Genomic DNA, 25,946 nt, shown 5'->3' on the forward strand with positions numbered 1-25,946 from the left:
GGCACGAAGCCGCGTCCGACGGTTCCCGTGCCGGTGGGCGATCTTCAACTACTGGCGCTGGGTGAACGGCGTCGAATCCTTCGGGACGAATCTGACTGCGTACCGGCAGTACCTGATCAACCACGAGGTCGGACACCTGCTCGGCTTCCCGCACGTCACCTGCGGCGGCAAGGGTGAGCCCGCACCGTTGATGAGCCAGCAGACCCTCGGCCTCGGCGGATGCACCCCGAACGCCTGGCCCGAGAAACCCGCCGCGAAGTAGTCAGGGCACCGGCAGCAGCCTGACGCGCGACGGACGCAACAGCGTCAGCGGATCGCGGTACTCGCGCTTGCCGACGAGCAATCCCCAGTGCAGGCAGGCGCGCGGTGCGCAGTGACTCCCGTCCGATGACAGTGTTCCGACTAGGTCGCCCGCAGAAACCCGCGTCCCGGCAGCGATCCGGGCTTCCAGCGGCTCGTATGTGGTTCGCCGTCCGTCGGGGTGGGTGATGCTCACCGTTCCGCGGCCCGCGATCACTGCGGAGTGACTGATCAAACCGTCTCCGGCGGCGAGCACACCGACCGATGGGGCGGCGAGCAGGTCGACTCCGCGATGTCCGGCTGCCCAACGCTGCGGCGGCGCTTCGAACCGGCGGACCACGGACGGTTCGGGGGACAGCGGCCATCGGTAATCACCGACCGGCGTCGCCGGAACCACGACCTGCGGGGACGAGGCGGGGGCGGTCAGTCCGAACGTCGAGGTCAGCCAGACCATCGCCAGGAGAGTCTTCATCCCTGCACCGTGGGCCCGCACCACGTCGTCGTCCACCGCTGCGACAATGCGTGTGGACGAACGGGAGGGCAACCGTCAGGCTGTGGAGAACGTACGACGCAGACGGTCGATGCCCTCGGTGATGACGGCGGGCTGCTTGCAGAACGCGAACCGCACCAAGGTGGCGCCTGCCGCAGGATCATCGTGGAAAGCGGACACCGGAACAGCGGCGACGCCGGCCTTGGCCGGGAGTTCCCGGCACACAGTCAGGCCGTCCGGCCCCCATGCCGAGCAGTCGGCCACGACGAAGTAGCCGCCGGACGGAACAGCGACGGGCAGGCCGATCTCGCGCAACCCGTCGACCAGCAGATCGCGTCGGGCGCGCATGACATCGCGCAACTCGGCGAAGAAGGTGTCGGGCAGTCGCAGGCCGGTGGCGATCGCGGGCTGGAAGGGTGCGCCGCCGGAGAAAGTCACGAATTGCTTGACGGTCCGCACCGCCGTGATCAGTTCGGCAGGGCCGGTGATCCAACCGATCTTCCACCCGGTCGTCGCGAACGTCTTGCCGGCCGAGGAAATCGTCAGCGTGCGGTCGGCCATCCCCGGCAGCGACGCCATCGCGATGTGCTCTGCGTCGTAGACCAGGTGCTCGTACACCTCGTCGGTCACGACCACTGCGTCGTGTTCACGAGCGAGTTCGGCGATGAGGTCCATCTCGGTCCGGCTGAACACCTTGCCGGTCGGATTGTGCGGGGTGTTGAGCAGCACCAGCCGGGTGCGTTCGCTGAACGCGGCGCGCAGCGAGGCCTCGTCGACCGTGAAGTCGGGGAACCGCAGGACGCTGGTGCGCCGAACCGCCCCGGCGAGTGCGATCGACGCCGCGTAGGAGTCGTAGTACGGCTCGAAGGTGACGACCTCGTCTCCCTGCTCGCACAGGGCCAGGATGGTGGTCGCGATCGCCTCGGTTGCGCCGGCCGTCGCCATCACCTGGGTCGCCGGGTCGACCTCGACCCCGCGGAAGCGCCGTTGATGTTCGCTGACTGCCTCACGCAGGTCGGGAAATCCGGTCGAGGGTGGGTACTGATTGCGGCCCGCACGGATGGCGTCGACGGCGGCTTCGAGCACGGCGCTCGGCCCGTCGGCGTCCGGAAACCCCTGCCCGAGGTTCACGGCGTCGGCCGCCAGGGCCCGTTGGGTCATCTCGGCGAAGATGGTCTCGCCGAAGTCCTGCATGCGGTGCACGAGTGGGTTGCTCACCTTCGGCACCTTACGGGGGCCGCGCGATTCGGCGGTTCGTGGGCGGTGCCCCTACACTGGAAGTACGGCCCGAACTGTCGGGTCGAATTCGCGTGCTCGATCCGGCTCCGGCCGGGCGCATCCGTTCGGTCCCGTCGCTTCCGCGGCGGGTGGGAGGCGTCCGAGCACCAGGTTCACCGCAGGCACCCGTCCGTGGTGAAGAACAACTGGAAACCTCTACGAAAGGACTTCGGCATGGCCGTCGTCACCATGCGCCAGCTCCTCGAGAGCGGCGTCCACTTCGGACACCAGACCCGCCGCTGGAACCCGAAGATGAAGCGCTTCATCATGACCGAGCGCAATGGCATCTACATCATCGACCTGCAGCAGTCGCTCACCTACCTGAACGACGCGTTCGAGTTCATCAAGCAGACCGTCGCCCACGGTGGCACGATCCTGTTCGTCGGCACCAAGAAGCAGGCGCAGGAGTCGATCGCCGAGCAGGCGACCCGCGTCGGCATGCCGTACGTGAACTACCGCTGGCTCGGTGGAATGCTCACCAACTTCAACACCGTGCACAAGCGCCTTGCTCGCCTCAAGGAGCTCGAGGAGATCGACTTCGACGACGTCGCCGGTTCGGGACGCACCAAGAAGGAACTCCTGGTCCTCAAGCGCGAGAAGGACAAGCTGGAGCGCACCCTCGGCGGTATCCGCGACATGAACAAGGTGCCCTCGGCCGTCTGGGTCGTCGACACCAAGAAGGAGCACCTCGCGGTCACCGAGGCGCGCAAGCTGAACATCCCGGTCATCGCGATCCTCGACACCAACTGCGACCCGGACGAGGTCGACTACAAGATCCCGGGTAACGACGACGCCATCCGCGCGGTCACCCTGCTGACCCGCGTGGTCGCCGACGCCGTCGCCGAGGGACTCATTTCCCGTTCGGGCCAGAGCGGCGCGACCGAGGGTGCTGCGTCCGAGCCGATGGCCGAGTGGGAGCGCGAGCTGCTCGCCTCCGACGACACCACGGACAAGGACGAGGCCAAGGCGCTCGCGGAGGCCACCGAGGCAGCTGCCGCTCCGGCCGACGCTGCCGGTGCGGTCGAGGTCGAGGCACCCGCGTCCACCGACGCCCAGGCCTGACACAACCCTCGTTCAACTTCAATTCGCGAAGGAGCGAACAAACACATGGCGAACTACACCGCGGCCGACATCAAGGCGCTGCGTGAGTCGACCGGCGCCGGCATGCTCGACGTCAAGAAGGCACTCGACGAGGCCGACGGCGACCAGGCCAAGGCCACCGAGATCCTTCGGGTCAAGGGCCTGAAGGGTGTCACCAAGCGTGAGGGCCGCACGACGGAGAACGGCCTCGTCGCCGCCTCCGCCGAAGGATCGGTCGGCAACCTCGTCGAGGTGCTGTGCGAGACCGACTTCGTCGCCAAGGGCGAGAAGTTCGGTGCCCTCGCCGACCGCGTGCTGAAGCAGGCTGTCGCCGTCAACGCCAAGAACGCCGAGGAGCTGCTCAGCAGCGAACTCGACGGTCAGACCGTGCAGTCGATCCTCGACGAGGCGAACGCCACCATCGGCGAGAAGATCGAGATCAAGCGCGTCGCGAGCGTGGAGGGCGACACCGTCGTCTCCTACCTGCACAAGACGAGCCCCGACCTGCCCGCGCAGATCGGTGTCGTCCTGGCGGTCAAGGGTGACGACGCACAGACCGCTCGCGACGTCGCGATGCACATCGCAGCGTTCAGCCCGACCGTCCTGTCCCGTGAGGACGTCGACGCCGACACCGTCGCCAACGAGCGTCGTGTCGCCGAGGCGACCGCCCGCGAAGAGGGCAAGCCGGAAGCCGCGCTGCCGAAGATCATCGAGGGTCGCGTCAACGGCTTCTTCAAAGAGAACGTCCTGCTGGAGCAGGCGTTCGCCAAGGACGCCAAGAAGACCGTCGGCAAGGTCGCGGAGGAGGCCGGTCTGCAGATCACCGGTTTCGCTCGCTTCAAGGTCGGCGTCTGATCGCACAGCTTCAGCCGAAGGGGCCGGACACCGCATGTGGTGTCCGGCCCCTTCGTCATGCAATGCACCAGAATGTGTCGTCTCCGACCACGGGTACCCGACGGTGGCGAAGGTCAGCGGGCGACCTTGGTGGTGACGCGGGTCGGGCTGATCTTCAGGATCGCCTTCTCGAAGGTCTGGGTGGTGCCCGTGGAGTTCGTCACTGTCGCACCGACGGGGAACCCGACGGCGGCCTCGGCCCCGTACTTCACGAACGTCGACTGCATCGCCGGCATCACGGCGTGGGACCTGGTCTTGGACGACCAGTAGATCCATCCCCGCTGGAAGCCCTGAGTCAAGCCACTGGTTCCCGTGGGGGACACCGCGGCCCGCTTCGGCAACATTGTGGGCAGGCCGTAGGTTGCCAAGCCGCCCCCGGCAGCCCAGTAGCGGTAGTTGTCACCCCAGACGGCGAACGTGCCGCGGCTGTACTTCACAGCGATCCCGTTGGAGAACGGCACGTACCGAACACCGGATGCGTAATCGGTCTCTGCGGCCAGGGGACCGCCGAGGGACCCATTGACCCCACCGAGCTTGGTCCACAACGTCAGGATGGTGCCGTACGGGCGTGCTGCCTCGTTGATGTACTTCTGCGCGGTGGCCTGCGCCTGGTCGTACCGGTAGGGATACCCGGAACGTTCGACGGCTTGCGCCAGTTGACCCGCGGTGGAGTACCGGCTCTCGAGGGGGAGCGCGACATTGATGAACTTGTTCACCTGGTACGTCACGTCGCGCAGTTGCTCGTAGGTGCCCCACCCCATGCTCGGACGCATCTGGAAGATGCCGATGGAATCGCGGTCACCGCAGTTGAGGTTGTTGAGCCAGGACTCGACCCAGCCCGCCTCGAACATCGCGAGCATCACCTTCGCGGAGATCTTCCGGTTCTGCCCGATCTCGTACATCTTGCGAGTCACGTTGATGTCACGACCCGACGGGTAGGTGCTGCAGGCGGCCTTGGAGATTCCGGGGCTCCGCAGGCCGGTCGTCGGCGAGTAGGCGCCGACCTTGTCGTCCGTGGCAGCTGCGGATGCGGCGAAGGGGAGCAGGAGGGCGGCGGCCAGGAACGTTGACAAGCCGGCGCGGCGAGGGAAGAGGACAGTCATCGGCGGGGGCTCCGGTGGCTTCGGGGGACGGGGTCCTGGATGTGAATCGTGCGACACGCCGTGACAGTCGTTGACCAAAGTGGCTCTTGTGACTAAGGGACGGCTGGTACAGAGTGCCAGCCGTCCGCGCGGAAGGCAACCGTGGACTGAGCAGCGCTGCGAATGTGGAAGTATTTGTCGACCGCATCGTCAGGGACGGTCGCAGGATCTCCTCCGGGGGAACTCACCGACGCCCAGTCACGAACTCGGAGGCACGCATGACCGAACCCGCCATCAGCCGGACCTACAACCGAGTGCTGTTGAAGCTCTCCGGTGAAGTATTCGGAGGCGGGAGCATCGGCCTCGACCCGGACGTCGTCAAGGGCATTGCCGCTCAGATGGCGCAGGCCAACCGCGCCGGCGTCCAGATCGCCGTCGTCATCGGAGGAGGCAACTTCTTCCGTGGCGCCGAACTGCAGCAGCGCGGCATGGACCGGGTACGTGCCGACTACATGGGCATGCTCGGCATCGTGATGAATTGCCTTGCCCTGCAGGACTTCCTGGAGAAGGAAGGCATCGAGACCCGCGTCCAGACCGCCATCACCATGGGTCAGGTCGCCGAGTCGTACATCCCGCGTCGCGCGATCCGACACATGGAGAAGGGCCGCCTGGTCATCTTCGGCGCCGGAATGGGCATGCCGTTCTTCTCGACCGACACGGTCGCGGTCCAGCGCGCCCTGGAGAGCCGCTGCGACGCCGTCCTGATCGCCAAGAACGGCGTCGAGGGCGTCATGACCGCCGACCCGAAGAAGGACCCGAGCGCCACCCTCATCGACGAGGTCACCTACCAGGAGGCGATGGAGCGCGAGTTGCGGGTCATCGACCAGACCGCGTTCGCGCTCGGTGCCGAGAACAAGTTGCCGATGGTCGTCTTCGGGATGGAGGGCGAGGGCAACATCACCCGAGCCCTGCAAGGTGAGAGGATCGGGACGTTGGTGGTTCCGGCCTGACCGGACCACATCTGAGCATTGTCAGAACGACTTTCCGTACGAAGGAGCACGCGCGCGATGGACGGCAGTATCGAAGAGAGCCTGTTCGAGGCCGAGGAGAAGATGGACAAGGCCGTCGAGGTGGCCAAGGAGGACTTTTCCGCCATCCGCACCGGCCGGGCGAACGCCGCGATGTTCAACAAGCTCACCGTCGACTACTACGGTGCGCCGACCCCGCTGCAGCAGCTGGCGTCGTTCCAGACACCCGAGGCACGCACCATCCTCGTCCAGCCCTTCGACAAGGGCTCGATGGCCGCGATCGAGAAGGCGCTGCGCGAGTCCGACCTCGGCGTCAACCCCAGCAATGACGGAAACGTCATCCGCATCGTCCTGCCGCAGCTGACCGAGGAACGCCGCCGCGATTACATCAAGATCGCGCGCGACAAGGCCGAGCACGCGCGCGTCTCGGTGCGCAGCGTCCGCCGCAAGGCCAAGGAGGAGATGGATCGTCTGGTCAAGGACGGCGACATCGGTGAGGACGAGGGCAGCCGCGGCGAGAAGGACCTCGAAGCACTGACCAAGAAGCACGTCGACGTCATCGACGATCTGCTGAAGCGCAAGGAAGCCGAACTGCTGGAGGTCTGATCGACCTCCGCGTCCGCTCATGAGCCACACCGCACCGAAGCGTCCGCCGCAGCCCGACCAGGCTGCGGCGACGTCGGTCACCCGTCGCTCGGCGCGTGCCGGCCGGGGCGCCACGGTGGCTCACAACCCGACCCCGAAGGCCGGACGCAATCTCTACGCCGCGATCGGTGTGGGGCTCGGCCTGGCGGCGCTCGTTCTGGTGTCGTTGTTCGTTCGCAAGGAAGCCTTCGTCGTTCTGGCGACCGCCGCGGCGGTCGTCGGCACCTGGGAACTGCTGCGCGCAATGGCGCACGGCAACATCCACCCGCCGGCGGTCCCGACGCTTGCCGGCGCGGCGATCATCCCGCCGGTCGCGTACGCGTTCGGTCCGCAGGCTCTCGCAGCCGCAGTGGCGCTGACCTTCGTCGGGATTCTGGTCTGGCGCTCGATCGGGCGGGTGCGTGACAGCGCCGCCGATGTCGCGGGCGGCATCTTCACCACCTTGTACGTACCGACTCTCATCTCGTTCGCGATCCTGCTCGTCCACCCGGCCGACGGACCGCAACGCATTGTCGTGTTCATCCTGACCACTGTCTGCTCCGACATCGGTGGGTACGCGGTCGGGGTGGTGTTCGGCAAGCACCCGATGGCACCGACGGTGTCTCCCAAGAAGTCCTGGGAAGGGTTCGCAGGATCGTTCGCGTCCTGCGTCCTGGCCGGTTCGCTCGCCGTCCACTTCCTGCTCGATGGACGTTGGTGGATCGGCGCGCTGATGGGTTGTTGCCTGGTGGTCGCCGCCACCATAGGCGACCTGTGCGAGTCGATGATCAAGCGAGACCTCGGCATCAAGGACATGAGCAATCTCATCCCCGGTCACGGCGGTCTGATGGACCGTCTCGACTCCCTGGTGATCGCAGCACCCGTCACCTGGGCCATCCTCACTCCCTTCGTAGCGGTGAACTGAAACATGTCAACTGATCTGCCCACCCCCTCGACCCGCAAGCCGGTACCGGGGCAACTCACCTTTACCGCGCCCCGGCGCGGCAAGCCGCCGGTGCACCTGGCCGATCTCGACGAGGCCGGCCGCAAACAAGCGGTCGAAGCATTGGGGCATAAGGGTTTTCGTGCCAAGCAGCTCTCGACGCACTACTTCGAGCACCTGGTCACCGACCCGGAGCAGATGACCGACCTGCCCAAGGGCGGGCGCGACGAGCTCGTGTCGGCGATGCTCCCGCAGCTGCTCACGCCGGTGCGTTCGCTCGAAGCGGACAACGGCCGCACGATCAAGCAGGTCTTCCGGCTCTTCGACGGAGCACTCGTCGAGTCGGTCATCATGCGCTACCCGGGTCGCGTCACGATGTGCATCTCCAGCCAAGCCGGCTGTGGCATGAACTGCCCGTTCTGCGCCACCGGCCAGGAGGGGCTCACCCGCAACCTCACCACCGCCGAGATCGTGGAGCAGGTCGTCGCCGGTGCGCGCTACCTGCGCAGCGGACAGCTTGCCGGCGGCAACAGCGAGGACCGCGAAGCCCCGTTGCGCGTTTCCAACGTCGTCTTCATGGGTATGGGGGAGGCGCTGGCCAACTACCGGCAGGCGGTGAACGCGATCCGCCGCCTCACCGAGGCGCCGCCGTCCGGTCTCGGCATGAGTGCGCGCGGCCTGACGATGTCGACGGTCGGCCTGGTGCCCGCCATCGACAAACTGGCGGCCGAAGGCATCCCGGTCACCCTGGCGCTGAGTCTGCATGCCCCTGACGACGAACTGCGCAACGAACTCGTCCCGATCAACACGCGCTGGTCGGTGGACGAGGCGCTCGACGCCGCGTACCGCTACTACCAGACCACCGGTCGGCGGGTCTCGATCGAGTACGCGCTGATCAAGGACATCAATGATCACGCCTGGCGGGCCGACCTGCTGGGAGAAAAGCTGAACGCCCGCGGCAAGGGTTGGGTGCACGTCAACCCCATCCCGCTCAACCCCACGCCCGGTTCGAAGTGGACGGCATCCCGCAAGGGGGTCGAGCAGCAGTTCGTCGAGCGACTGCGTGCGCACGGTATCCCGACCACGGTGCGCGACACCCGCGGCTCCGACATCGACGGAGCCTGCGGACAGCTGGCGGCCTCGACCGCCTGAGCCGTACGGACGGGCACAGACGGGCACAGACGGGCACGGACGGGCACGGACGGGCACGGATGCCGCTAGCGTGGGCGTCATGTTGCCCCAGGATCTGCTCATCGACGGCATCGGACGCAGCCAGGAGGTCGCACACGGTCTCGTGGACGAACTCGACGCCGCGTCGCTCAACCGTCGTCCCACGGACGAAGCGAACTCGATCACCTGGCTGATCTGGCACCTGGCCCGTCAGCAGGATGTTCAGATCGCCGACCTCGCCGGCGCCGAACAGGTCTGGACCCGCGACGGTTGGGCGCAGCGGTTCGGTCTCGATCTGCCGGACGAGTCGATGGGGTACGGGCACACTGCGGCCGACGCCGCGAAGGTGCGGGTCGACGACCCGGCACTGCTGACCGGCTACCTGGATGCGGCCGTGGAGACAACGTGCGCTTACCTGCGTGACCTGGACGGGTCGAGCTGGGACGACGTCGTCGACGAAGCCTGGGACCCGCCGGTGACCCGTGCGTCCCGCCTGGTCAGCATCGTCGACGATGCTGCTCAGCACGCGGGCCAGGCCGCCTACGTCCGGGGACTCCTGGCCTGATCCAGCAGGATCGCCTGCGCTTCGTCGATGGTGTCGACGAGGTGGAGTGAGTCGCCCAGGGGCGACTTCGCGCCCAGTGCCTGCAGGGCGGGCCAGACCGGGATGGTCCGGGTCCACTGCTCGCGGCCGACCAGGACGAGGGGCGGGCCGGGCTCGGTGCCGTAGTAGAGCCGCGTCGTCACCTGGAAGATCTCCTGAACGGTGCCCGCTGCTCCCGCGAGCACGACGATGCCGGCGTTGCAGATCGCGAGGAGGATGTCCTCGCGCAACGCGTTGCTGAAGTACTTCGCGATCGCCGAGCCGAACAGGTTCGGCGGCTCGTGCCCGTAGAACCACGTCGGGACGCCGAGCGAGCGGTGGGTGTCGGTCGGCACGTGACGCTCGCGCACCTTCCACGCTGTCGACGCCCACCCGTCGATACTTTGTGCGAAGTCCGGTTCGTCGGCGAGGTCGATCAGCGCTTGTTGCAGTTCTTTCGAATCACCGAGCAGCGCACCGAGATTCGCGGCCTCCATGGCTCCGGGTCCGCCGCCGGTCACCACCGTGACCCCGGCGTCCGCGAGCCGGGCCCCGAGTCGCGCGGCATCCTCGAACTCAGGCGTCCCACGGCGCAGCGCGTGCCCACCCATCACGCCGACCACGTGACGTCCGTGCACCCACTCCTGCAACGCGTCGGTGATGCCGTCGTCGTGCATGGCGCGTTGCAGCGTGGCGTACGCGTCGTGAGCGGAGCGGGCGTCGCGGCTCCAGTGGTAGGCGCGAGCATCCGGTGTGTTCTCGTAACCGCGGGCAAGCAGGCCCTCGTACAACTCGGTGTAGTCGTACAGCGCAGGCCGGAAGGACGAGACGGGCAGCGACGGATCGTCGTGGAAGATGACAGCGCCGTGCCTGCGCAGATGCTCTTCCAGTTTCGGACCGATCACCCCACCGAGTACGACGACGCCTTCGAAGTCGTTGCGGCGCAGCAGATCTGACTCGCGCGTGGTCAGGTCGAGACCTTGCAAGCGGGCGTGGTGGAAGTGTCCGACAGGTTGCTCGAGCAGCCTGTCGAGCGCGGGGAGCGTTTCGACTTCGTGCGGGTTCACGTCGTCCATCCTGCGTGATCGAGCCCGCTCGGAGGTTGTTCCGCGCACGGCACGCCGGGATTCTGGGGCGGCTGCCCCAGGGGCTGAGCCAGAATGTCGGTATCGGCCAATAGCCTGCCGACATGATCTCCACCGTCGCGGTCGCCGGCTATCGCTCGCTGCGTGACATCGCCCTACCGCTGTCGCGGCTGACCGTCGTGACCGGCGGTAACGGCTCCGGTAAGAGTTCGCTGTATCGCGCCCTGCGTCTGCTGGCCGACTGCGGCACGGGTGATGTGGTGGGCTCACTTGCCCGGGAAGGGGGTCTGCAGTCGGCGCTGTGGGCCGGCCCGGCCACCCTCACCGCCGCGCGCCGGGGTGCACCGGTCGAGGGTCTGATGCGCAACGGCAAGCGAGTCAGTCTGCAACTCGGTTGCGCCACAGACGATTACGGTTACCTCGTCGATCTCGGCATTCCGCAACAGTCAGGATCATTCTTCGATCGCGACCCGGAGATCAAGCGTGAGGCCGTGTTCTCCGGGCCGGTCATGCGTCCGGCGACGACGGTCGTCCGGCGTCGCTGGCACACGGTCGAGCAGCGCGACGGACGGGTGTGGGCCGAGGTCGGTGAACTGCCGACCTACCGCTCGATGCTCACCGAGTTCGCCGATCCACGTCGGCATTTCGAACTCGCCGCGCTGCGCGCCCAACTGCGCACCTGGCGCTTCTACGACGGCTTCCGCTCGGACGCCGACGCCCCGGCCCGAGCACCGCAGGTCGGCACGCGCACCCGGGTGCTGGCCGGCGACGGCCACGACCTCGCGGCAACCGTGGCAACGACGCTCGAGGCGGGATTCGAGGACCTGCCTCGAGCCGTCGCCGACGCCTTCGACGACAGCACCATCGACGTCGAGGTCAACGACGGATTCTTCCGGTTGGTGCTGCAGCAACCCGGGATGCTGCGTCCGATGAGGGTCGGCGAACTGTCCGACGGCACCTTGCGATTTCTGCTCTGGGCGGCCGCGCTCACGAGCGTCGATCGGCCTTCGCTCATGGTGCTCAACGAGCCCGAAACCTCTCTGCATCCCTCGCTGATCCCAGCCCTGGGACGGTTGATCCGAGCCACGAGCCGGCACACTCAGGTCATCGTCGTCACCCACAGCGACCTGCTCCTCAAGGAACTCGATCCGACGCCGTTCGAGCCGGACGAACCGGTCGAGGAACGCGTGCTCATCGAGCTCTACAAGGACTTCGGTGAAACGTTGGTGCGCGGGTTCGGCCTGCTCAGTACACCCGCCTGGGAGTGGGGCAGCCGCTGAGCACGTCGCGCACCACGGCGGCCGGGTCGTCCGCGTCCATGATCGAGCGCACCAGCGCCACGCCGGCAACTCCAGCGCTCATGAGGGCCGGCACATCGGCCGGTGTGATGTCGCCGATCGCAACGACCGGCAGCGAGGTCGCCGCCACGATCGGCGGATAGCCCTCGACGCCCAGCGGGTCACGCCCGGAGTCCTTGGTCGGGGTCCGCCGGAAGGGTCCGGCACCGATGTAGTCGATCCACTCCTGCTGCTGCTGCGCCCACCGGGCGAGTTCGACGGTGCCGGTCGTCAGTCCGATGACGGCCTCGTCGCCGAGCATGGCCCGGGCCGCTTCGGCGGGCAGATCGTCCGTACCGAGGTGCACCCCGTGCACCGGCGCGCCGTGCAGGCGGGCGGCGTGCGCCACATCCGTGCGGTCGTCCACCAGAACCCTCGTCGCCGGCGCAACTGCGTGCACGGCGTCGGCCACCGCGATGGTGAGGTCGAGCAGTTGCCTGGTCGTGGCCTGTTTTGCCCGCACCTGCACGACGCCTACTCCTGCTGCTGCGGCGTCCGCAGCAATCTCGACCGTGCGACGCGAGGTGCCCGACGTCACCAGGTAGCATCGCAGATCCAGGGACGTGCTCAGCCGCTGCACCATCGGGTGCTCACCTCCAGATGAGTTGGTCCGATCCGGTCGAGAGCGTCCAGCAGCTCCACCTTGAAGCTGCCGGGGCCGGCGCTCTTGCGGGCGGCGTCCTCGGCGGCGGAGCTCATCAGGGCGACAGCGGTGAGGGCCGCATCGAGGGGGGTTGCCACCGTGATGAACGCCGTGACCAGCGCGCTCAGCAGGCAACCGGTTCCGGTCACCTGGGTGAGGCGTGCGTCGCCGCCGGTCGATCCGATGACCCGGTGCCCGTCGGTGATGACGTCCAACTCGCCGGACACGACCACGACACACCTTGCGTCGTGTGCCAATCGGGCCGCATCGTCGATGACGGCCCGGGAGGAGCACGTGGTGTCGGCGCCACGAGCGCCACCGTCCGCCCCGGCCAACGCGCGGATTTCGGACGCGTTGCCTCGGATCGCTCCCGGATGGTGGCGAACAAGGTTGCGCGCCAGGGGAGTTCGCACCGGAGTCGGTCCGACGACCGCAGGGTCGAGTACCCATGGACGGCCGCCGTCACGGGCAGCTGCGACCGTCGGCAGGATCGCTGCCGCGGTCTCCTCGCCCAGAGCAGCGAGGTTCACCAACAGCGCGTCCGCGCCCCGGACGAGGGTGGGTGCCTCGCCGATCGTGGCGGTCATCAGTGGACGGGCACCGGCGGCGAGCAAACCATCGGCGACGAACGGCGCGGATACGGCTCCGGTGAGGCAGTGGACCAACGGGGCCTTCACTCTCATTGCGTCCAGGATCGATGCAACATCAGGAGTGTGCATGGGCGGTCCCCTTCGCAGCAGGATGAAGGTCGAGTTGTCGGATGTCGTCGCGCGGCCCCAGGTGCCCGCAGGAAGCCACGAGCAGACCGGCGAGCACCAGCAGAGCAACGACAGCCGTCCGATGACCGATCGCGTGCTGCAGTTGCGGCAACCAGAAGGGATGCAGCGCGGGGACGATGATCGACAGGCTGTAGGCCGTGCCGTAACCGGTCGACCTGATGGCTGCCGGAAAACCTTCGGCGAGATAGGCGCCGACGGGTCCGTAGCCGCAGACCGTGATGACCTGCAACAGACAGGCGAGGGCCATCGCGCGCCCGATCTGGGAGGTGCCGACCAGCTCGAGCCAGACCAGCGGTCCACTCACCGCCGCCAGCAGACCCCACAGGACGAAGAACCGTCTGCGGCCCACTAGGGTCGACAGGTGACCGGTGCACGCCATGACCATCGCCTGCGCGACGGCGGCCGCGCCCATGATCCAGGCCGCGGTCGTGGTGTCCAGGCCGACGCTGCGACGCAGCTCGTCCGGCAACGCGATCACGACCAGGTTGGTCATGATCCACAGGCCGGTCATCAGCCCGAACAGTTGCCAGAACGAGCGGCGGTGCTGTCCGGTGAACAAGTCCCGCAACCCGATTCGTGAGCTTGCGGCCGCTGTTGCGCGGTCGGCGACCTGGCGTCGGTAGAAGTGCAGCAGAGTCAGGGAGGCAACGCCGCCGGCGACGAAGGGTACCCGCCAACCCCAGGTTTCGTAGGCGCCGGGATCAAGCAGCGACAGCAGCGCCCAGGTGGTGAAGGCGATCGTCGCCTGCGCCCACGGTGCCATCGACATGATCAGCCCTGAGTAGAGACCGCGCAGGCGCGGACGCGACCATTCCATCGCCAGCGGGATGGCGGCCGAGTACTCACCGGCGATGAACACGCCACCCAGGAAGCGCATCGCCAGGATCCACCAGATCGCCGCCGCGCCGATGACCTCATGGGTGGGGGTCACCGCGATACCGAGGGTGCACGTGGCGGTTCCACCGATCGCCACGGTCGCGGTTCGGGTACGTCCGAACCGGTCGCTGAGCCGGCCGAAGACGACGCCACCCACGGGTCGTCCCAGCAGCATCGCCATCACGACGATCGTCGCGCCGGCAGTGCCACCGTGCGGGCCGGTGATGGCCGGAAGGGCAGGGGCCAGCGCGACGAGGGGCAGGAAGATGTGGAGCTGATCCACGAAATTGCCGGCCACTCCGCCCCGCAGGGCGGCGCGGCCCTGCGGGGAGAGGGTGTCGGTGTGTTCGCGGTCGGTGGCCGCTGCGCTCACTGGGCCGCGTCGACGTAGACGCTGGCGCCGAGCTCGATGAACTCGCGCGACTTCTCCCGCATCCCAGCCATTGCCGACTTGTGTTGATCCCGGATGTCCTGGCTGATCCGCATCGAGCAGAACTTCGGTCCGCACATCGAGCAGAAGTGCGCCGTCTTGGCGCCTTCGGCCGGCAGCGTCTCGTCATGGAAGGCGATCGCTGTGTCGGGGTCGAGCGAGAGCGCGAACTGGTCGTGCCAGCGGAACTCGAAGCGTGCCTTCGACAAGGCGTCGTCGCGCACGCGCGCTCCGGGGTGTCCCTTGGCGACATCGGCCGCGTGCGCCGCGATCTTGTAGGTGATGACCCCGGTCTTCACGTCATCTCGGTTGGGCAAGCCCAGGTGCTCCTTGGGGGTGACGTAGCACAGCATCGCCGTGCCGTGCTGGGCGATGACTGCGGCACCGATCGCGGAGGTGATGTGGTCGTACCCCGGCGCGATGTCGGTGACCAGCGGACCGAGCGTGTAGAACGGCGCTCCGTGGCACCAGTCCTGTTGCAGTTCAACGTTTTCCGGCACGAGGTGCAGGGGCACGTGTCCCGGGCCCTCGACCATCACCTGCACGTCGTACTCCCAGGCGCGCTCGGTGAGTTCGGCCAGGGTGCGCAGTTCGGAGAACTGGGCCTCGTCGTTCGCATCGGCGACCGATCCGGGACGCAGTCCGTCGCCGAGGCTGAATGCGATGTCGTACTGGGCGAAGATCTCGCACAGCTCGTCGAAGTGGGTGTAGAGGAACGACTCCTCGTGGTGTGCCAGGCACCAGCCGGCCATGATCGACCCGCCACGACTGACGATTCCGGTCACGCGTTCGGCGGTCAGCGGGACGTACCGCAGGAGCACCCCGGCGTGGATCGTCATGTAGTCGACCCCCTGTTCGGCCTGCTCGATCACGGTGTCGCGGAAGATCTCCCAAGTCAGGGCCTCGGCGCGCCCGTCGACCTTCTCCAGGGCCTGGTAGATCGGCACCGTGCCGATCGGCACGGGGGAGTTGCGGACGATCCACTCGCGGGTGGTGTGGATGTCGTCGCCGGTCGACAGGTCCATGACCGTGTCGGCGCCCCAGCGCGTCGCCCAGCTGAGCTTGGAGACCTCTTCCTCGATGGAGGAGGTGACCGCCGAGTTGCCGATGTTCGCGTTCACCTTGGTGAGGAACCGGCGGCCGATGATCATCGGCTCCGACTCCGGATGATTGATGTTGGACGGGATGATCGCGCGACCCGCCGCCAACTCCTCGCGAACGACTGAGACGTCGACGTTCTCGCGCAGCGCGACGTAGCGCATCTCGGCCGTCACTTTGCCCTGACGCGCGTAGTGCATCTGGGTGACGGTGCGACCAGGCTTGGCGCGCAACGGATTTCGTCGCTCACCGCGCCATTCGTCGGAAGCTTTGCCGCGACGGACGGCGGAGCGTCCGTCGTCCTGCAGGGTGCGTTCGCGACCCTCGTAGGTCTCGACATCGTCGCGGCTTTGGATCCAGCCGGAACGAGTGGCGGGTAGGCCGGCGGCAGGATCGCTGCCGGGTCCCGCGGTGCGGTAGACATGCACATCGGGATTCGTTGTGCCGTCGGGGGATTCGTCGAGGCTGATCGCGGTGACGGGCACGCAGATGTCGCCGTCGACGAGGTGGTGCAGGCGGTGCTTGGGATGAATCTCGGACATCGAGATCTCCTCACTTCCTTCGCCGGAATGACCCGGGCAGGTTCGGACGGTCCGAGCGGCGTCAGCTCGATCTCAGCCCTCTGCCGAGGGCTCCCGTGTGGGTGTCGCCACCGTAACCCATGTCACTTACGGTGTCGCACATGGTCCGTCCACCAGCTGTCGTCTCGATCGCCGGAAGTGACCCGAGTGGAGGTGCGGGAATTCAGGCAGATCTGAAGACCTTCGGCGCACTCGGTGCGTACGGCATGAGCGTTCTCACGGCACTGACTGCGCAGAACACGATCGGTGTGCAGAAGGTGTTACCAATCGATTCGGAATTCGTTGCGGCACAGCTCGACTCGGTGACAAGTGACGTGCGTGTCGACGGTGTAAAGATCGGTGTTCTGGGCTCAGCGGGGGTCGCTGAGGTGATCCGCCCGACGCTCCTGCACATGCGTGATCGCGGGGTGCCGATCGTGCTCGATCCGGTGCTGGTCGCAACCTCCGGAGACCGCCTCGGCGACGCGTCGGTGACGTCTGTGCTGCGTGACCTGCTGCCCGTTGTCAGCGTTGTGACACCGAACCTGTCGGAGGCCGCCGCATTGACCGCCACCCCTGTTGCGACCGACGAGCGGGGGATGCGCGATCAAGCCAGGAGCCTGCTCGACCTCGGTGTGCCCGCGGTGCTCATCAAGGGTGGCCACCTCGACGGCGACGCGGTCGACCTGTGGGTCGACGCACACGGCTTCGAACGGTTCGCAGCCCCACGCATCCCCACGTCCAACACGCACGGCACGGGCTGCAGCTTGTCGTCCGCGCTGGTCGCCCTGCGTCCGCAGCGGCCCGATTGGCACACCACCGTGACCGACGCAAAGGTCTGGCTGACCGACGCGCTGCGCGCGGCCGACTCGCTCGAGATCGGCGCCGGTCACGGGCCGGTGCACCACTTCCACCGATGGTGGTGACCGCCGCTGAGCGACCGATTCGGGCCGTCCGGCGCGAGTCGCAGCGGCCGGAGTGTGGCCGATGACACACTCGCGCCATGGGTGCTTACAGCGACGAGTATCAGCGCAGCATGGCCGACCCCGAGGGCTTCTGGCTGGACGCGGCATCGGCAGTGCACTGGTTCAAGAAGCCGACCCAGGCGCTCGACGACACGAACCCTCCGTTCTACCGGTGGTACCCCGGCGCCCAGACCAACATCTGTTACAACGCGCTCGATCGCCACGTGATCGAGGGCCGGGCCGACCAGACGGCGTTGATCTACGACAGCCCGGTCACCGAGGTCCGGTGCAGCTACAGCTACGCCGAGCTGCTCGATCTGGTCGGGCGGGCGGCCGGCGTGCTGAAGGCGCTCGGTGTCGGCAAGGGCGATCGTGTGGTCGTGTACCTGCCGATGATTCCCGAAGCGGTGATCACGATGCTGGCCTGCGCCCGGATCGGTGCGGTGCACTCGGTCGTGTTCGGCGGTTTTGCGCCGGCCGAGCTCGCCGCCCGCATCGACGACGCGCGGCCCAAGGTCGTCGTCACCGCGTCGTGCGGCGTGGAGCGGACCCGCGTCATCCCGTACAAGCCGATGGTCGATGAGGCGATCGAGCGCGCCGAGCACAAGCCCGATCGCGTACTGCTGGTGCAGCGTCCGCACCTCCAGGCCGAGACGGGGGAGCGCGACATCGATTGGGCGGCGGCGATGAAACCGGGCGCCGTCGAGCCGGCGGGCTGTGAGACGGTCGCGGCAACCGACCCCCTCTACGTGCTGTACACCTCCGGCACGACCGGCAAGCCGAAGGGCATCGTGCGCGATCACGGTGGATACCAGGTTGCGCTGCAGTGGTCGATGACGAACGTCTACGGCATGGAACCGGGTGACGTATGGTTCACCGCGTCGGACGTGGGGTGGGTCGTCGGCCACTCCTACATCGTCTACGGACCCCTCATCGCCGGCTGCACGACGATCGTGTTCGAGGGCAAACCCGTTGGTACACCAGACGCTTCGACCTTCTGGCGGGTCATCGCCGAATACAGCGTGAAGGCGTTGTTCACCGCGCCGACCGCCTTCCGGGCGATCAAGAAGGAAGACCCGGATGCGGCGTTGATGGCCGGCCACGACCTGTCGTCGTTCCGCACCCTCTTCATGGCCGGCGAGCGTCTGGACCCCGACACCTGGCAGTGGGCCACCGACAAGCTCAGGGTGCCTGTGGTCGACAACTGGTGGCAGACCGAGACCGGCTGGCCGATCGCGTCCAACCAGATGGGGCTCGAGCAGTTGCCGATCAAGCCGGGATCAGCGGCGGTGCCGACCCCCGGCTACGACGTGCAGATCCTCGACTCGATGGGTGAACAGGTGCCGCCGGGCACCGAGGGCGCGGTCTGCATCAAGCTGCCGCTCCCGCCCGGCACACTTCCGACACTCTGGCAGGACGACGCCCGGTACGAGTCGTCGTACCTGTCGGCCTACCCGGGCTACTACCTCACCGGCGACGGCGGCTACATCGACGACGAGGGCTACCTGTTCGTGCTCGGCCGCACCGACGACGTGCTCAACGTGGCCGGCCACCGTTTGTCGACCGGCGGCATCGAAGCGGCGCTGGCCGGCCACCCTGCGGTCGCGGAGTGTGCGGTGATCGGTGTTGCCGATCCGTTGAAGGGTCAGGTGCCGCGGGCGCTGGTCGTGTTGAAGGCCGGCGACAAGTGGGCCAACCTCGACGATGCCGGGCTCGCACAGTTGCGCACCGAGCTCGGACAGCGGGTGCGCGAGGAGGTCGGCGCCATCGCCACCCTGCAGCAGGTCGACGTCGTCGCCGCACTGCCCAAGACCCGGTCGGGCAAGATCCTTCGCAAGACGATGCGCCAGATGGCCGACGGCCAGGACGCGCAGGTGCCCTCGACCATCGAGGACCCTTCCGTGCTCGACGCCCTCGCGAAAATCCTCGGGCGACAAGGCACTTCGCAGGGTTAAGGCACTTCGCAGGGTTATGGTCGCGGAGCGAGCCGTACCTCGGGTGAAGACGCAGGTCACCGCCCGGACGGTCGGGTCGCAGCGATCCTCTCGTTGCCCTCGGGGTCGGCGAAGATCCCCCGTGCACTGCGGGCCCGTGCACTGCGCGGTGCGGGCGCCGAACGGCAACGCAATTGTGAGTCAGCGAACCTCGCGCGGTTGCTCCATCGGGCCGAATCCTGTGTGCCACAACCGATCTGCGAGATCGAGTGCGGCTGCGGCCCACGGTGTCATCCGCTCCCCGTGCGCGAAGTCGATGGGAGTGAACCGCACCAACGCGCCCATCGCTGCGGGTCCGAGTTCGAGGGTGCCGACAGCGGTGGCGTCGTCGTCGCAGGGGCGTAGATCATCGGGGGTGCCGCACACGAACATCGCGGTCGTCGCCTGTGGCGTCACCGCGTCCGTCGCCAGATAGGCGGAGCCGGCGCGGTTCGCGTCGGCTGCGTCGAGCAGCTCGGTCTCGACGGCCTCGAGGTCGACGTCGAGGTTCGCGCCGGAGCGGACGGTCTGGTCGAGGAGGTTGAGTGGCACGTCGGCCGTGCCCTTGTTGATGGTGTTGATGCCGCCGGAGAAGCGGGGGTTGAGCTCATGCGGACGGAAACCGTCGGCCGTGAGGATGCCGTCGATGCCGAACGCGCCGCGGTAGCGATGTTCTCCAGCAAGCGCCTCACCGACGCGTCGTGCAGCGGTGCGCATCTCGTCGCGCTGCGCCGAGGTCGGATCCCACCACGTGGAAATGCCGGCTTGCACGAATCGGTGCCCGCCCGCTGGGCGCAACATGCACAGCTCCACCGGCCGCAGCACGAGCACGCCCCGGTCGGTGACGATGCCGTGAATGCTGCACGGCTGACCCTCCAGGAAAGGCATCACCCGCGCACGCTCGCCGGCTGCGGCCACCTCGCGGAAGACGGTTGACGGGTCGGTCCCAGGACGCACCCACCACACTTTGGCGGCGCCGCCGTTCATGCCCTGCGACGCGTCCGCCGAAATCACCACGCCGGCGCCGCGGTCCAGACGAAGAACGCTGTCGCGCAGCGATTTCGAGTCCGCGGAGACCACCTCCTCGGGAGGTGTCCGGAGACCGGCAGCCTCGAAGATCGCGCCGCACAACGTCTTGTCCTCGAGCGACTCGTCGGCCAGGGATCTGCCGCCGATGACGTCGCGTCCGAAGACCTTCGCGTCACTCGCCGTCGGAGTCGCGTTGAGCACGAGCGCGGTGCCCTCCGGGTCGAAGCTGTCGACCGCAGCGAGCACGTGAGCGGGCGGGTTGTTGAGCACGTGTCGCCACCCTGCCAACTCATCCATCACCGACAGCACAGGCGCTTCGTAGGTCGCGCGGACGACGGTGAGGTCGTCGCCGCTGGGGAGGAGGCCGGTCCCGTCACCGAAGGTGACGATCAGCTGTTCGGTCACCCCGAGGGTGCGGTAGTGCTCGACCCGCGGGGTCGCGGATGCCAGCACCGGCGCGAACACCACGAGCTTGCGTCCGCGCAGTCGCTCGGCCTCTTGCGTTCGCAGCAGGTTGACCAGTCGGGTGAGTGCCTCGTTCACACCAGCGGCTCGGCCTCGATGGTGAACCCCTGCGCGCGCAGCCGCTCGACGTAGGGCATGCCCAATGCCGTTGCGGGAGTGAGCAATCCACCCTGGCGTCCATCCGGGAGTGGGAGTTCGTCGCGCTGCAGTGCCAAGGCGAGGCCGGCCTCGCCGAGCATCACGCACGTCGCCGCGTACCCGGGGTCACCCTGCGCGGCGACGATCGAGTGCCACTTCTTACCGGTGGTCGTCGTGGTGCGGATATCCATCTTGAAGAAGCCCTCGTTGCGGGCCTTCTCGCTCGGTCCGGTGCCGGGCGCCGGCACAACCTTCTTGACCACCGGTCGAAGCACGCCGACGTTCATCGCGGCGAGCGCACCGCCGAGGCCGGCTGCGACGGCGTACCCGGTCAGGCGTCCGTTGATGCCCTTGCCGGTCTTCATCACCTCGCGGTAACGGAACGACCGGCCGTACGGGTAGCCGGCCAGGGCGTTGCTGCGGCGCACGATGCGGGTGTTGTAGGTGGCCATGACGAAGGGGGCGGTCCACGCACCGAGGTCCTTGTCCTCACGAACGGCAGCCGAGTCGCTCCACTCGCCTGACGGTTCGTTGCCGCGTTCAGGGGAGAGGCCGAACTTGTCGGTGACCACCTTGCGGCGTTCCTTGTCACCCTTGATCGCGTCGACCTGACCCATCATCGAGGCAACGGTGCCACCGCTGACGCCACCCTTCATCGACGCGTACGTGGTGGTGTCACCGAGTTCGCCGTCGCCGGCTTCACGCACGGCGTTCGCCAGTACGAACACACCGATGTCGGAGGGCACCGAGTCATATCCGCAGGAGGGGACGATGCGCGCTCCGGAGCCATTGGCGCGCTCGTCGAAGGCGTCGATCGCGTCGCGGTGGAAGAGCACCTCGCCGGTCAGGTCCACGTAGTCGGTGCCGGCATCGGCGCAGGCCTCGACCAGCGGCAGGCCGTAGGAGGCGTACGGTCCCACGGTCGTGATGACGACCTTCGTCCGCTCCACCATCGCCTTCAGCGACGCCGGGTCGGAGGAGTCGGCGGTGAGCAACGGCCACTCGCGCGCTGCTGCGGGCAGGTCGCCGCGACTGTCGGCGAGCTTGGTCTCGCTGCGGCCGGCGAGGCCGATGCGGGTGCCTTCCGGGGCGTGCTTGGCCAGGTGGGCGGCGGTGAGCTCACCGACGAAACCGGTGGCGCCGAACAGGACGATGTCGAACTCGCGGGTACGGGAATCCATGGCCCAACCGTAAGGTGTGCGCCCGGCCCGGTTGTCGAACCGGCGCCTAGGATGGCATGACGCAGGCCTCATCAACCATCAAGTCTGCGGACAATCCCGTCACCTCGAGGAGCCGACACCCATGGCGCTCAGCGCTTTCGACCTGTATTCCATCGGCATCGGACCGTCGTCCTCTCACACGGTCGGTCCCATGCGCGCGGCGAGGATGTTCGTCGACGCACTGGAGCAGGACGGCCGGTTGGACGATGTCGTCCGGGTACACGCCCAGTTGTTCGGTTCGCTCGGTGCCACCGGACACGGCCACGGTTCCGGCAAGGCCGTGCTGCTCGGCCTGGAGGGGGAGGACCCCGAGACGATCGATGTCGACACAGCCGATGCACGCGTCCAGAACATGAAGGTGCGCCGCATCGTCCGGCTCGGCGGCACCCACGTGGTCGCGTTCGACGCGGACAAGGACCTCGTCCTGCACCGTCGCAAGTCGCTGCCGACGCACCCGAACGGCATGCAGTTCGACGCGTTCGACTCCGACGGTGAGGTCATCGCCAGCCGCGTCTACTACTCCGTCGGCGGCGGCTTCATCGTCGACGAACACGCCACCGGCGCTGATCGCGTCGTGCAGGACGACACCCCGCTTCCGCTGTACTTCACCACCGGCGAGCAACTGCTCGAGATTTGCGAGCGCGAGAGCCTGTCGATCAGCGAGGTGATGATGCGCAACGAGCAGGTCTGGCGTTCGGAGCAGGAGATCCGGGACGGACTGCTGCGCATCTGGAAGGTCATGCAGCAGTGCGTCATGAACGGGTACGGCCGCGAGGGCGTGCTGCCCGGAGGTCTGAAGGTGCCGCGCCGTGCACCCGGCCTGTACCGCGACCTCACCGCCGACGGTGCGCGGATGGACCCGCTGCACGTCATGGACTGGGTCAACCTCTACGCGCTGTCGGTCAACGAGGAGAACGCCTCGGGTGGACGCGTGGTCACCGCCCCGACGAACGGCGCAGCCGGCATCATCCCGGCGGTGCTGCACTACTACCGCGACTTCGTGGAAGGAGCGGACGACGACGGCGTCGTGCGCTTCCTGCTCACTGCCGCCGCGATCGGGATCCTGTTCAAGGAGAACGCTTCGATCTCCGGCGCCGAAGTCGGTTGCCAGGGCGAGGTGGGCTCCGCCTGTGCGATGGCGTCCGGTGCTTTGTGTGAGGTGCTGGGCGGTACGCCTGAGCAGGCCGAGAACGCCGCTGAGATCGGTATCGAACACAATCTGGGTCTGACCTGTGACCCCGTCGGCGGGCTCGTGCAGATCCCGTGCATCGAGCGCAACGCGATCGCGTCGGTCAAGGCGATCAACGCAGCTCGCCTGTCGCTCAACGGAACCGGCACCCACCACGTGAGCCTCGACAAGGCGATCAAGACGATGCGCGACACCGGGCGCGACATGTCGATCAAGTACAAGGAGACTGCCCGCGGCGGTCTTGCGGTCAACGTCATCGAGTGCTGACTTCGTCGCGAATGAGGGGCAGATCGGCCTCGTGAACCAGCTGCGCTTCGGCGTCGAATTCAACCTTCGTGGCCGGTTGCCTTCTCCACAGCGTTGGTCGCAGGCGGGCACCACCCGAGCAGCATTGCAGTATGAAGTTGCGTGCGAGTCCGTGTGACGCGCGGATGTCGCCGCGCTCGACAAGTTCGCCCGTGCTGCGGGCCTCGAATCGCGCTTTGCGGCGACTCGTTGCCGGGGGCTTCCTGACCAAGGTTGTTAAGAAGGTGCCCAGAGTGGGCAAGCTCTCAACAGCCGCATCACCGGCTCTCGTCGCTGCAGCACGGCTCGCCGACGCGCTCAAGGACGCGAACGAGCAGGCCCGGGCCAACCGTGACGTACTCGCTGCGACCCTCACGCAGTTCAAGCTCGACTTGGAGCGTGGGGTTGAGGAGCGACTGCTGTTGAAGAGCCGGAAGTGACGGCCGTTTCTCCCGCGCGGACGGGCTGATCTGGTTGACCGGGGGCAAGTCGTGGGGTTTCCGCTTCGTCTTGGACGGCGGCCTGCCCGACCCGTTGCCGGAGTACGAGCGAGCATTCGAGCGAGTTGATCAGGACGAGTCCACCGCGTGTGATCGGGTGGCCGGCGTCGTGGCTCTCCGTTTCTCGGATCCGCAAGAGCGCCGCGACGCGTCTGGACGTGTCATCCCGCACGATTTCGTGGTGCCAGACGAACTTGGACTCGCTATCGAGACAGTGGACGACGGAATGGAGATTGTCTGGCCCCTTGTCTCAGACTGGTTCGACCGAGTCTGGGACGCGGCAAAGCCGGCCGACACGTAGCCTCATCTACCGGTTCGAGGCCGGCGCGGAGCGTTCGTTCGAGCAGTTTGCGGGCGGCGTTGGGTGGCGGCTTCCGGTGCGAGCGCGGCGTTGGGCCGGCCGCTGAATGCTAGGGCTGAGAGGTCAGCCCGCCGTCTGTTCAGAAAGTGCCTGCAGGGCTAGCGGAATCAGCTGCTCGGACGCCTCCGAAAGTGCGGCCATGCAGCCAGCGGCATAGCTCTTCACGTTCTGCGACTGCGACACCCCGTCGAGTGGTCGCCAATGCACCCAGGCCTGGGCTTTCCGAGTCATGCCGAGAGCGTGCGCCGCGCTTTTCGTGCTGGAGTAGATCTGCTCTCGCTGCCCGGGTGCCAGGTTCTCGTCGATCGCCCACAAGGCCAGCCGGGGGTAGGGATGCCCGTCTCCCTTCACCCCGAGCAGATTTCTCTTCGTCCAGGCCAGCTCGGTCGTGACAGGGGCTGCGGCGGTGTCGCGCTGGTCGTGATACGCATGAATCGTGGTCCAGCCGTTGTGGCCCAAGACGATCTCGAAGCCCAATCGCTGTGCTGCCGCGATCAACTCGGCGTGTAAAGCGGCCGCAGCATCAGGCTGCAGTGCCTTCCACTCTGCGATTGTCTGGCGATTTCGGACGAAGAAATCGACCTGTTCATCTCCTGAGTGCCCCTTCGCCAAGCTGATTGCACGTTCAGCATCGCCAGCGGTGACGGCTTCTCGTATCAGTTCGTCGAACCGACCTTCGAGGCACGCCCATTCCTCAATCTGATCGCGATGGCGGGCGAAGACTTCGATTTCGTGCGCGGACATTCAGAGGGCTCCGATCGTTTCGAGAAAATCACGTGCTCCAGCGGAAGCTTCGAGACCCTGCTCGGCGATGGCCTGCCGAATCGCCGCGGCGAGGTCCCGCCATCGGCATGGAACCCAGGATTCCTTGCTGTCAACGGCTGTGTACGGCGCGTAGCCGTTCGTGGTCAGGAAGACCAACGTGGGGGAGTGCTCGCCCCAGAGGGCGGCGAGCCGATCGGCCTGGGTCGGCTGCTCGCCGGCGTGCACCTTCGCCTCGACAACGATCGTCCGTGCGCCCAGGTTGAGCACGATGTCTGCGCGAGTGTTCTCTCTGATCTCCTCGACCTGGATCTTCACCTCGTCATCCGACGCAGTGACGGGTTGGCCGATGTAGTGGAGGAATGCGTTGAGTGCGGCTCGGTCGAGGTGGTGGCCGCCCGTCGGGTCCAGCAACCACGCGAGACCGCGGCAAAGGGGAACCTCCTGGTGCTGAAGACCGAGGGCGGTGAGGAGTGTCCGGCTGCCGCTCTGCCATTCGAAGGCACTCCACTCATCGAGGAGCTGGCCGAACCTCGTCTCCGCGTCATCGTCGGCGACGCCACGCCACTCCGCGAGGACCGAGTCGAAAGCAGATTGCGCGTCGACAGCAGATTGCGCTGAGTCACCGCTTTGAGCCATGGCCGTCATCTTGCCGTGTGGCGCGGCGCCGTGTGCCGGATCGCGATGATCAGACACTATCGCCGTAACTGTCGTACTGACAAAAATCAAGGAGCGCAGAGAAATGGTCTAGGAGACATAAAGTTGCGAAGGGGACCCAC

General features: G+C 67.1%; 25 protein-coding genes and 1 riboswitch. Of the genes, 13 read left to right on the forward strand and 12 right to left on the reverse strand.

Annotated elements, in window-relative coordinates; genetic code table 11:
* A partial coding sequence (locus EU513_RS08815; RefSeq protein ID WP_129625536.1) for a DUF3152 domain-containing protein occupies positions 1–262 on the forward strand: 262 nt, incomplete at its 5' end.
* Here the strand turns inward: EU513_RS08815 and EU513_RS08820 are convergent.
* Complete coding sequence (locus EU513_RS08820) at positions 263–772, reverse strand: M23 family metallopeptidase (RefSeq protein WP_240795983.1); 510 nt, start codon at positions 770–772, stop codon at positions 263–265.
* A gap of 75 nt (positions 773–847) precedes the next feature.
* Positions 848–2,008, reverse strand: coding sequence for a pyridoxal phosphate-dependent aminotransferase (locus tag EU513_RS08825; protein WP_129625537.1), 1,161 nt, complete (start codon positions 2,006–2,008; stop codon positions 848–850).
* Positions 2,009–2,242: 234 nt separating this feature from the next.
* Between EU513_RS08825 and rpsB the strand changes: the two genes are divergently transcribed.
* Positions 2,243–3,130, forward strand: a complete 888-nt coding sequence (gene rpsB, locus EU513_RS08830; protein WP_129625538.1) for a 30S ribosomal protein S2 — start codon at positions 2,243–2,245, stop codon at positions 3,128–3,130.
* Positions 3,131–3,175: 45 nt separating this feature from the next.
* The gene (tsf, locus tag EU513_RS08835) at positions 3,176–4,003 is read left to right on the forward strand and encodes a translation elongation factor Ts (RefSeq protein ID WP_129625539.1); all 828 of its coding nucleotides are present in this window, start codon (positions 3,176–3,178) and stop codon (positions 4,001–4,003) included.
* A gap of 113 nt (positions 4,004–4,116) precedes the next feature.
* Here tsf and EU513_RS08840 read toward each other — a convergent pair whose 3' ends face one another.
* Complete coding sequence (locus EU513_RS08840) at positions 4,117–5,145, reverse strand: LGFP repeat-containing protein (protein WP_129625540.1); 1,029 nt, start codon at positions 5,143–5,145, stop codon at positions 4,117–4,119.
* A 257-nt stretch (positions 5,146–5,402) separates the two neighbouring features.
* Between EU513_RS08840 and pyrH the strand changes: the two genes are divergently transcribed.
* The 5 genes from pyrH (at position 5,403) to EU513_RS08865 (ending at position 9,454) form a co-directional block, all read left to right on the forward strand.
* Entirely contained in the window at positions 5,403–6,134 is a 732-nt protein-coding gene (gene pyrH / locus EU513_RS08845) for a UMP kinase (RefSeq protein ID WP_129625541.1), read from the forward strand.
* A 57-nt stretch (positions 6,135–6,191) separates the two neighbouring features.
* Positions 6,192–6,758, forward strand: coding sequence for a ribosome recycling factor (frr, locus tag EU513_RS08850; RefSeq protein WP_129625542.1), 567 nt, complete (start codon positions 6,192–6,194; stop codon positions 6,756–6,758).
* Positions 6,759–6,777: 19 nt separating this feature from the next.
* Complete coding sequence (locus tag EU513_RS08855; protein WP_129625543.1) at positions 6,778–7,701, forward strand: phosphatidate cytidylyltransferase; 924 nt, start codon at positions 6,778–6,780, stop codon at positions 7,699–7,701.
* 3 nt (positions 7,702–7,704) lie between these two features.
* Positions 7,705–8,871 carry a 23S rRNA (adenine(2503)-C(2))-methyltransferase RlmN gene (gene rlmN, locus EU513_RS08860; protein WP_129625544.1) on the forward strand — a complete coding sequence of 389 codons (1,167 nt, stop codon included), beginning with the start codon at positions 7,705–7,707 and terminating at the stop codon, positions 8,869–8,871.
* 79 nt (positions 8,872–8,950) lie between these two features.
* Complete coding sequence (locus EU513_RS08865) at positions 8,951–9,454, forward strand: DUF664 domain-containing protein (RefSeq protein WP_129625545.1); 504 nt, start codon at positions 8,951–8,953, stop codon at positions 9,452–9,454.
* Here EU513_RS08865 and EU513_RS08870 read toward each other — a convergent pair.
* The gene (locus EU513_RS08870; protein ID WP_129625546.1) at positions 9,430–10,548 is read right to left on the reverse strand and encodes an LOG family protein; all 1,119 of its coding nucleotides are present in this window, start codon (positions 10,546–10,548) and stop codon (positions 9,430–9,432) included. The genes EU513_RS08865 and EU513_RS08870 overlap by 25 nt on opposite strands.
* A gap of 113 nt (positions 10,549–10,661) precedes the next feature.
* Between EU513_RS08870 and EU513_RS08875 the strand changes: the two genes are divergently transcribed.
* Entirely contained in the window at positions 10,662–11,837 is a 1,176-nt protein-coding gene (locus EU513_RS08875; protein WP_129625547.1) for an AAA family ATPase, read from the forward strand.
* Here the strand turns inward: EU513_RS08875 and EU513_RS08880 are convergent.
* The 4 genes from EU513_RS08880 to thiC all read right to left on the reverse strand — a co-directional run bounded on the left by EU513_RS08880 (position 11,803) and on the right by thiC (position 16,262).
* Positions 11,803–12,477, reverse strand: coding sequence for a thiamine phosphate synthase (locus EU513_RS08880; RefSeq protein ID WP_129625548.1), 675 nt, complete (start codon positions 12,475–12,477; stop codon positions 11,803–11,805). The two genes, EU513_RS08875 and EU513_RS08880, sit on opposite strands and share 35 nt — an antisense overlap.
* Entirely contained in the window at positions 12,462–13,220 is a 759-nt protein-coding gene (thiM, locus tag EU513_RS08885; protein ID WP_240795985.1) for a hydroxyethylthiazole kinase, read from the reverse strand. Before thiM ends, EU513_RS08880 begins: the two co-directional genes overlap by 16 nt.
* Before the next feature lie 22 nt (positions 13,221–13,242).
* Complete coding sequence (locus tag EU513_RS08890; RefSeq protein WP_205744723.1) at positions 13,243–14,565, reverse strand: MFS transporter; 1,323 nt, start codon at positions 14,563–14,565, stop codon at positions 13,243–13,245.
* Positions 14,562–16,262: a phosphomethylpyrimidine synthase ThiC gene (gene thiC / locus EU513_RS08895; RefSeq protein ID WP_129625550.1), complete on the reverse strand. Its 1,701-nt coding sequence runs from the start codon at positions 16,260–16,262 to the stop codon at positions 14,562–14,564. The genes EU513_RS08890 and thiC overlap by 4 nt, the downstream gene beginning before the upstream one ends.
* A riboswitch (TPP riboswitch) is annotated at positions 16,260–16,369 on the reverse strand. (Overlaps the previous gene by 3 nt.)
* A 33-nt stretch (positions 16,370–16,402) precedes the next feature.
* On the opposite strand from thiC, the gene thiD reads away from it, so the two are divergent.
* Both thiD and EU513_RS08905 read left to right on the forward strand, forming a co-directional pair.
* Positions 16,403–17,206: a bifunctional hydroxymethylpyrimidine kinase/phosphomethylpyrimidine kinase gene (gene thiD / locus EU513_RS08900; RefSeq protein WP_129625551.1), complete on the forward strand. Its 804-nt coding sequence runs from the start codon at positions 16,403–16,405 to the stop codon at positions 17,204–17,206.
* A gap of 77 nt (positions 17,207–17,283) precedes the next feature.
* Positions 17,284–19,200: a propionyl-CoA synthetase gene (locus tag EU513_RS08905; protein ID WP_129625552.1), complete on the forward strand. Its 1,917-nt coding sequence runs from the start codon at positions 17,284–17,286 to the stop codon at positions 19,198–19,200.
* Positions 19,201–19,380: 180 nt separating this feature from the next.
* Here EU513_RS08905 and EU513_RS08910 read toward each other — a convergent pair whose 3' ends face one another.
* Together EU513_RS08910 and EU513_RS08915 are read right to left on the reverse strand one after the other, a co-directional pair.
* A complete protein-coding gene (locus EU513_RS08910; RefSeq protein WP_129625553.1) occupies positions 19,381–20,790 on the reverse strand; it encodes a hypothetical protein in 1,410 nt (469 codons plus the stop codon).
* Positions 20,787–22,031, reverse strand: a complete 1,245-nt coding sequence (locus tag EU513_RS08915) for a trans-acting enoyl reductase family protein (protein WP_129625554.1) — start codon at positions 22,029–22,031, stop codon at positions 20,787–20,789. The genes EU513_RS08910 and EU513_RS08915 overlap by 4 nt, the downstream gene beginning before the upstream one ends.
* Positions 22,032–22,152: 121 nt before the next feature.
* Here EU513_RS08915 and EU513_RS08920 point away from each other — a divergent pair, with 121 nt between their 5' ends.
* Complete coding sequence (locus EU513_RS08920) at positions 22,153–23,526, forward strand: L-serine ammonia-lyase (RefSeq protein WP_129625555.1); 1,374 nt, start codon at positions 22,153–22,155, stop codon at positions 23,524–23,526.
* Positions 23,527–23,798: 272 nt separating this feature from the next.
* Entirely contained in the window at positions 23,799–23,984 is a 186-nt protein-coding gene (locus EU513_RS08925; RefSeq protein WP_129625556.1) for a hypothetical protein, read from the forward strand.
* Between the two features lie 484 nt (positions 23,985–24,468).
* Here EU513_RS08925 and EU513_RS08935 read toward each other — a convergent pair whose 3' ends face one another.
* A complete protein-coding gene (locus EU513_RS08935; RefSeq protein WP_129625557.1) occupies positions 24,469–25,149 on the reverse strand; it encodes a hypothetical protein in 681 nt (226 codons plus the stop codon).
* Positions 25,150–25,806 (reverse strand): PD-(D/E)XK nuclease family protein, encoded by a 657-nt coding sequence (locus EU513_RS08940; protein ID WP_168990221.1) that lies wholly within the window; start codon positions 25,804–25,806, stop codon positions 25,150–25,152.
* Positions 25,807–25,946: the final 140 nt, after the last annotated feature.

Source organism: Yimella sp. RIT 621 (genome assembly GCF_004146205.1).
Classification (GTDB): Bacteria; Actinomycetota; Actinomycetes; order Actinomycetales; family Dermatophilaceae; genus Yimella; species Yimella lutea.

Coding starts and splice junctions, on each gene's coding strand:
- EU513_RS08820 (WP_240795983.1), bottom strand. CDS start 772: ATGAAGACTCTCCTGGCGATGGTCTGGCTGACCTCGACGTTCGGACTG.
- rpsB (WP_129625538.1), top strand. CDS start 2,243: ATGGCCGTCGTCACCATGCGCCAGCTCCTCGAGAGCGGCGTCCACTTC.
- tsf (WP_129625539.1), top strand. CDS start 3,176: ATGGCGAACTACACCGCGGCCGACATCAAGGCGCTGCGTGAGTCGACC.
- EU513_RS08840 (WP_129625540.1), bottom strand. CDS start 5,145: ATGACTGTCCTCTTCCCTCGCCGCGCCGGCTTGTCAACGTTCCTGGCC.
- pyrH (WP_129625541.1), top strand. CDS start 5,403: ATGACCGAACCCGCCATCAGCCGGACCTACAACCGAGTGCTGTTGAAG.
- frr (WP_129625542.1), top strand. CDS start 6,192: ATGGACGGCAGTATCGAAGAGAGCCTGTTCGAGGCCGAGGAGAAGATG.
- EU513_RS08855 (WP_129625543.1), top strand. CDS start 6,778: ATGAGCCACACCGCACCGAAGCGTCCGCCGCAGCCCGACCAGGCTGCG.
- rlmN (WP_129625544.1), top strand. CDS start 7,705: ATGTCAACTGATCTGCCCACCCCCTCGACCCGCAAGCCGGTACCGGGG.
- EU513_RS08865 (WP_129625545.1), top strand. CDS start 8,951: ATGTTGCCCCAGGATCTGCTCATCGACGGCATCGGACGCAGCCAGGAG.
- EU513_RS08870 (WP_129625546.1), bottom strand. CDS start 10,548: ATGGACGACGTGAACCCGCACGAAGTCGAAACGCTCCCCGCGCTCGAC.
- EU513_RS08875 (WP_129625547.1), top strand. CDS start 10,662: ATGATCTCCACCGTCGCGGTCGCCGGCTATCGCTCGCTGCGTGACATC.
- EU513_RS08880 (WP_129625548.1), bottom strand. CDS start 12,477: ATGGTGCAGCGGCTGAGCACGTCCCTGGATCTGCGATGCTACCTGGTG.
- thiM (WP_240795985.1), bottom strand. CDS start 13,220: ATGAGAGTGAAGGCCCCGTTGGTCCACTGCCTCACCGGAGCCGTATCC.
- thiC (WP_129625550.1), bottom strand. CDS start 16,262: ATGTCCGAGATTCATCCCAAGCACCGCCTGCACCACCTCGTCGACGGC.
- thiD (WP_129625551.1), top strand. CDS start 16,403: ATGGTCCGTCCACCAGCTGTCGTCTCGATCGCCGGAAGTGACCCGAGT.
- EU513_RS08905 (WP_129625552.1), top strand. CDS start 17,284: ATGGGTGCTTACAGCGACGAGTATCAGCGCAGCATGGCCGACCCCGAG.
- EU513_RS08915 (WP_129625554.1), bottom strand. CDS start 22,031: ATGGATTCCCGTACCCGCGAGTTCGACATCGTCCTGTTCGGCGCCACC.
- EU513_RS08920 (WP_129625555.1), top strand. CDS start 22,153: ATGGCGCTCAGCGCTTTCGACCTGTATTCCATCGGCATCGGACCGTCG.
- EU513_RS08935 (WP_129625557.1), bottom strand. CDS start 25,149: ATGTCCGCGCACGAAATCGAAGTCTTCGCCCGCCATCGCGATCAGATT.
- EU513_RS08940 (WP_168990221.1), bottom strand. CDS start 25,806: ATGGCTCAAAGCGGTGACTCAGCGCAATCTGCTGTCGACGCGCAATCT.